The organism is Streptomyces aureocirculatus (genome assembly GCF_000720475.1).
GTDB lineage: Bacteria > Actinomycetota > Actinomycetes > Streptomycetales > Streptomycetaceae > Streptomyces > Streptomyces aureocirculatus.
On the sequence record NZ_JOAP01000108.1, the window covers coordinates 1 to 6,027 of the forward strand.

Sequence of the window (6,027 nt, forward strand, 5' to 3'; positions counted from 1 at the left end):
GCCGCTACGAACGCAAGGCCGAGCACTTCCTCGCCTTCACCAGCATCGCCTGCACCCTCATCTGCTACCGCAGACTATCCAAATGAGATGGCGTCTTAGGAGCAGTTGGTCGCTTACCACTGACCTATGCAGGGGGTTTCGGAGCGAGCGGCGCAGATCGATGTGACTCAGGCACTGCATACTCCGCATGGCTGGGCCGTCACTTGCGAGGGCCTGGCGCTCGACCCCACTTGGCCCCACGAAGGCGGCAGCGCCCATCTCGGGCTTCCCTTCGCTGACCCGGGCATGTGGCCCCACCCGCTCTTCGGCCGGAGTCCTCTCCAGGAGCCGCCGTTTTTGCACGAGGCAGTGGCCGAGCCGATGATTCTGGGATCAGGCAGCCGACAGACGGCTGCGCCCGGTCCTGATGGCGAACTGCTGCGGGTCCCCCCCCGCTGCTGCCCCGATAGGATGCGGCCGGCGCGGAGCTGGACGGTGCCCGGTACGGGCCGGGGACCGCCTGCTCCTGATCGCACGGCACGCCGCCCGGACCCACTGCCCGGCGCCCGTTACTCGATTCCGTCCGCCGTGGTCCAGCTCGCTTGAACAAGATCCTGTTACGGACTCCCAGGAGCGTGCACCTCCGAGCGGGGGGGATTACGGTCAGACGATGCGCACCCTCGCATGCCCGGTACCGACGGTTTCGGCGATCGTAGCGTCGCCCGGGCGCTGAACTCGCCGGGAACCGTCGACGGGCCTGAGATGCGAACAGCCCCCTCGACCTGGGCGGATTCCGGGATCGTCGCCACACATGATCACTGACGTGTGGTGGCGAGCAGTGTATGCAGGCGCTCGGCTGGTAAAACCCAGCCGAGCGTTTTGAGTGCGTCGTTGTTGAGTTTGGCAGCAGCAGCGTCCAGCTCCTGGCGGCTGAACCCGGCCGACGAGTCTTCAGTTCCTCAACTGCGAGCTCACGTTGAAAACAGGTCACCTCATACAGGGCGCTTGACGGGGTGCGGGAATCGAGCGCTACTTGTCGGTGCTCACAGCATAAATGCTGATCAAAGGGGAACCAATGGGAGAAATCATGCGATCCAGGTTGACTGTCACGCTGGCGGTAGCCGCCGTCGTCGGCCTTGCCCTTCCGGGGGTTGCGGATGCGGCGGATGGCTCGCCCCAGCCCAGGACCGACACGGCCTGTAACGACGGCAAGGCGACAACATTCGAGAACGTGGTCGTCCGCACCAGTACCAGTACCAGTGCCGCTGTGGTGACCACTGCCCTGAAGGGGCAGACGTGGGCCTGTGGCACAAGTAGCCCCTTCCGGGGCGGCCGGTATACCGCTTGCGGGACATCGAACGGCGACGGTTGGTTCTATGTCTACACCGCCAACTACTCGGGCTATAGCGCGTCAGCTTGTTGGGGGTGACGCTACCCGCGTGGCACCTCCCGCCGCCGCAAGGCGCATTCCGGCGGTCTTCGCATCACAGTGATCAACTGGCTGTCTCCAGGAGCTTTGCGAGGCGCTCGGCTGGGGTTTCCCAGCCGAGCGTTTGGCCGCGCCTACAAGCAGCAGCTCATCGACCTGCTGGACGTTGCGCCTGGTCAGACAGTGTTGGATGTTGGCTGCGGCCCGGGAACTGACCTTTCGGCACTGGCTGAGCGGGTCGGTGAGGACGGCTCCGTGATCGGCGTCGATCGCGATCCGGCGATGCTCGCCCAAGCACGTGAACGGACCAGTGACCTGCACGGAGTGGAGATCCGGGAGGGCGACGTACACGCGCTTCCCATCGGCCCGGCATCGGTAGATCGAGCCAAGATCGACCGGGTTCTGATGCACGTTGCGGAGCCTGACGCTGCTCTCACTCAGCTGCACCGTGCCACTCGACCGGGCGCCCTCGTCGGTCTCGTCGAGCCTGACTGGGACACATTGGTCGTCGACGCGGAGGATCGTCAGACTTGCCGTGACTTCACTTGGTACACCACGGAGAAGGTAGTCCGGAACGCCACCATCTGACGCAGCCTGGGTCGGCTTGCTGAGAAGGCGGGCTTCCGGGTGGAGACGGTGCTTGCGACGACGCCGGTCTTCAGGGACCTCGCCGACGCGGACCACACACTGGGGCTCGGCCGCAACATGCAGCAGGCCATCAACGACGGTTATGTGGAACAAGACCGCGGCCAGCAGTGGTTCGCCAACCTTGCGGAGGGTTCCTTCTATGCATCGTTCGCTCTCGTCACCGTGATCTGTTCTCGGTGACCGTCGGCGGTGGCAGCCCCGCAACCGGCGTCGGGGCCAGCGGCCGACGTGAGCGTCGTGCCGGCTTGCGGGTGAGGCGGCGGGTCATGAGCGTGATGGATGCCCAGGTGATGAGGGTTTCGCTGACCTGGGGAAGTCTTTCGTGGTCGCGGCAGTGACGGCGGGCCCTCATGATCCACGAAAGTGAGCGCTCGACGACCCAGCGCCGGGCTCTGTGGAATCTGATTTGTCAAGTAGTTCAGCCTTTGCCCTGGTTGACGGCGACGATGGGCAGGAGCGTCGCGGTCGCCGGAACAGCGGTCTGTCGAGGTGTCGCGCCGGCTGGCGTAGGAACGTCGACCAGCCGCTCCAGCAGTTGGTCGAGTGCGGCCTGCCCGTCGTCGACGGCGGCGCGTTCTTCGTCGTTGAGCGGAACGTTCGCCAACATGCTGGGCGGGAACGGCGGCTCCGTATCCGGCACGCGCTCGGTGTACTCGATGCCGTCATCATCTCGGCAGGCCGCGTACACGCCGTCGGGTCCCCCTGTTTCGAGTGGACCGACCCTACGGCAGTGGTGTCCGGCGGACGAAGGACATGCCGTATCGGCCGCCCTGCCAGATGTTCGCGCCGCTCACGTACATGGGGTTCCAGGAGTGCCAGTACAGGGATTCGATGTACTTCGGCTCGAGGCCGGGGGTGAACGGCTTCATCGTGACCCCGGCGAGGGGATTGCGCTGGCGGTCCATGCTCCAGCTACCGAAGTCCACGTCCAGGAACGTGGCCGCATAGGCGGTGTCGCGATCCAGGTCCGTCAAGGTGAACTGTGTTTGGGGTTTGCCGGCGACGAAGTACTTCAGTACTTCCAGTTTCGCCCGCCGGCCGTCGTTGTTGCCCTCGTACACGGAGTGGTTGTTGGGCGGCGAGTACCAGTCCCCGTAGCCCCGGAACGGTCGGCTCGCAACGAAGGGCGGCGCGATGGTGGAACGGGAGAAGGACATCGGGAAGCCCGTTCCGTTCCAACTGCTCGTGCCGGACAGGTAGTCGGTGTTCCAGGTGTGCTGGAGGAGCGTCGGCCAGATGAGCGTGCTGGGCCCGGTGAGCGTGATGTTCCGGACCTCATGTGCGTCCAGGGGAACGTTCTGGACGTACCCCGAGTAGGTTTCGTTGCGTTCCAGCTCGATGAACTTGAGGAAGAGCGTGTAGTTGGTGCTGGGCGGCTGCTGCTGGGCCACGATCTCCAGCCTGGCGTTTCGGCCGTCGTACGAGCCCAGCCACGTGCCGTGGAACGCCCGTACGTCCTGGACGCGGCGCGGGCCCGCGGCTGCGGCGGAGGTGACTGCCCCGCCGAGCACCGACGTGGCTCCGGCGGCGAGCGCGGTGCCGACAGTTCTCTTGAGCACCTTGCGACGTGATAACGGCTGGTGTGCTGCCATGACCATCCTCACTGTAGGAAGGACTCGATCGTGGGGGAGCCGGGTTGCGTGTGCCGTGCGCCCCAACTCGCCCACTGTAATGCGCGCCTGCAGCGAGGAAGTAAAGATTGATGAAAGCCTGACGGACAGGACTGCCCGGGCATGGCGCCGTGTCGCTGCGGTGTTCGCGGTCTTTCGTGGGAGCCGCGGAGTGGGGGCTCATCGCCGCTCGCACCTCGCCCCGCCTTGCTCAACCTCTCGCAGGAGATCTTCGTCGGCTTGGCTTGGCCAAGCCCGGCCCCGGACAGCGGCCAGACCAATGTTCAAGCCCCGCGGCGTGTGTGACGTGACGACTCCCGGACGAAGACGCTGGGCGAGCGGTGGACGAACGCCAGTCGAGGCCAGCGAGTCACGGGTTACGGAGCACGCGTGGATGGCGGCGACGGCACCGAAGCCTTCACCGCTTCCGCCGCCACGGACCGGCCGGTGTTGCTCGCGGAACTTTGAGTACGCGTACTCATGCGCTCGTGTACGGGGCAGGGAAATATGTGGCGATGAACGTTAAGCATCCGGGAGGGGAGAGGAATTGGGATCACATCGGAGACCGGGTGCGGGCGTGCTGATGGTGGGATGTGCGTTGATGATGACGGTGGCCACCGCATGCTCCCGCCCGCCCGCCGACAGCGAGCTGCGCGCCAAGGCCCAGGCACCCGACGCACAGCGCATGCGTGACTCGGAGGAGGCGCATATCCGGGGGCTGCTGGCACCGTTCAGCCGCGTGGAGGGCCTACACCCCGGATATACGATGTTCGAGGACAGATGCCACAAAGCCCGCGAGGGCAACATCTTCGAGCCCGCCACGGGCCCCTCGCTGACCTGCTCGATGAACGGGCATGCCGTGTTCGGGGTCGAGGGTGAGGTCGCCGACGTGCTGCGGCGTATCGACGCCGCGCACATCGTGAAGTGGCAGCCCAATGTCAACGGCCCCGGGAGTGCGTCCGGGGGATCGATGGACTACGCGCTGATGTACCAGCGGACGCGGGGTGTGGAGCTTGACGGGCAACTGATGTCCGCTCCCTACCTGCAGTCGGCAAACGAAGATGTGAAGATCACATGGGACACGGCGCCGCACGGAACCACGCCCCCTCTGTACCAGGTGGAGGGCAAGGGAACGCCTGCCTGCCCGCCACAATCCGTCGTGTACTCCCGGTGCGAGATCACCCCCCAGCGCCCTGAAGCCGTGCCGTCCATCCGCGCCCGGTACGGAACGGTTCTCCAAGTGGACATCCAACCGCCTCTCTCAGACGGAACCTACTTCGAGGTCCCCCGCCCTCGGTCCTGAAGCTCAGGAACGAAACCGGCCGCACGGCATCTGGGACAGGCCACGCACGCCGCTGAAAACAGAGGTGCTACCAGCCGACACCGATCTACATCTGGAGTATTAGGTCCCGCCTTCTGATCTCATCCCACGATTGTGGACTTCCAGCGTTGATCAGAGTACCGACTGTGACATTCAAACATAATAACGGGCGAGTTCTCCGCAGTCCCCTGCGCGAGCAAACACAACCCCGTGTGCTGATTCCGGAGCTGAACACCGTCGCGAGTAACTACAGCTTCCCACTGTTGGTCTCTATGGCCCCCGCACGCGGTCTGGCGAGCATTCTGTCCTGCCCTCGCCGTCAGGCACTTCCCACTGTTCACGTTGATGACGAAGCCCCGGTCAGTCGAGCGCCATTTCTGATCAGGCCAATCTCCGCAGTCACTCACTACGGCAGGTGCCTCGTTCGCCGGGCCCCTCGCAACTAGGCACAGGCCACTGCGTTCATTTTGCCACCGCTGTATTACATCGGGTATAGATTTCCCGTCCGCCGCCCTAGCCGTAGCCTGAGGTGCCGCCAGTACGCTGACTGCGACGCCAAATGATGCTGCGGCCGCAGCTACCTTACCCATGGCCATTCAGAATCCTTTCACGATGGACTGTTTTCCCGTGCCACGCTAAGCCGGGAGAGGGAGGCGGGGGCAGTGAGGAATCAGCCGTTCCCACTGCCGGTGTTGCGGACGATGCATCACCTGTCTAGTAATTGCAGGTTTACGCGCCGCAGTTCTGGTCCTCTGATCAGCCCTCGTTGGGATTCTTCGGCGGTGCAGCAAGGCGGTGGAGGTTTTCGCGTCCTTGTGCCGAGCCGCAGCGACACCGGTATCGATAAGGGCCGCTGGGGATGTGGTGAGCGCCTTCCAGTCGTTGTCAGGCCACCACCGTTCGCCCTTAACTGAACAACCCGACATGGTCGGCGGGCAAGTCCTAGAGATCGTCTTCAAAGGTCAGATCCAGAGCAGGATTGAGGCGATGGTGATGGCGGCTTGGTAGGACTCACGGGTCTTGTCATAGCGAGTGGCCAG

Annotated in this window: 6 protein-coding genes and 1 pseudogene; 4 read left to right on the plus strand and 3 right to left on the minus strand. The window is 64.4% G+C overall.

What is annotated here, in order from left to right; translation table 11 throughout:
• The 3 genes and pseudogenes from IG78_RS48925 to IG78_RS52070 all read left to right on the plus strand — a co-directional run.
• Window positions 1-86 (plus strand): annotated as a pseudogene (locus tag IG78_RS48925) (IS5/IS1182 family transposase); the annotation flags it as partial.
• 1,382 nt (window positions 87-1,468) lie between these two features.
• Window positions 1,469-1,996 (plus strand): methyltransferase domain-containing protein, encoded by a 528-nt coding sequence (locus tag IG78_RS43525; RefSeq protein ID WP_225882433.1) that lies wholly within the window; start codon window positions 1,469-1,471, stop codon window positions 1,994-1,996.
• A 39-nt stretch (window positions 1,997-2,035) separates the two neighbouring features.
• Window positions 2,036-2,236 (plus strand): hypothetical protein, encoded by a 201-nt coding sequence (locus IG78_RS52070; protein WP_225882434.1) that lies wholly within the window; start codon window positions 2,036-2,038, stop codon window positions 2,234-2,236.
• Between the two features lie 238 nt (window positions 2,237-2,474).
• Here IG78_RS52070 and IG78_RS0140630 read toward each other — a convergent pair whose 3' ends face one another.
• Window positions 2,475-2,744: a hypothetical protein gene (locus IG78_RS0140630; RefSeq protein ID WP_030574666.1), complete on the minus strand. Its 270-nt coding sequence runs from the start codon at window positions 2,742-2,744 to the stop codon at window positions 2,475-2,477.
• Between the two features lie 34 nt (window positions 2,745-2,778).
• Window positions 2,779-3,615, minus strand: a complete 837-nt coding sequence (locus IG78_RS0140635) for a hypothetical protein (protein WP_030574671.1) — start codon at window positions 3,613-3,615, stop codon at window positions 2,779-2,781.
• 736 nt (window positions 3,616-4,351) lie between these two features.
• On the opposite strand from IG78_RS0140635, the gene IG78_RS0140640 reads away from it, so the two are divergent.
• The gene (locus IG78_RS0140640; RefSeq protein ID WP_157856069.1) at window positions 4,352-4,969 is read left to right on the plus strand and encodes a hypothetical protein; all 618 of its coding nucleotides are present in this window, start codon (window positions 4,352-4,354) and stop codon (window positions 4,967-4,969) included.
• 119 nt (window positions 4,970-5,088) lie between these two features.
• Here IG78_RS0140640 and IG78_RS52990 read toward each other — a convergent pair whose 3' ends face one another.
• Window positions 5,089-5,583, minus strand: a complete 495-nt coding sequence (locus IG78_RS52990; RefSeq protein ID WP_078965965.1) for an RICIN domain-containing protein — start codon at window positions 5,581-5,583, stop codon at window positions 5,089-5,091.
• Window positions 5,584-6,027 lie beyond the last annotated feature (444 nt).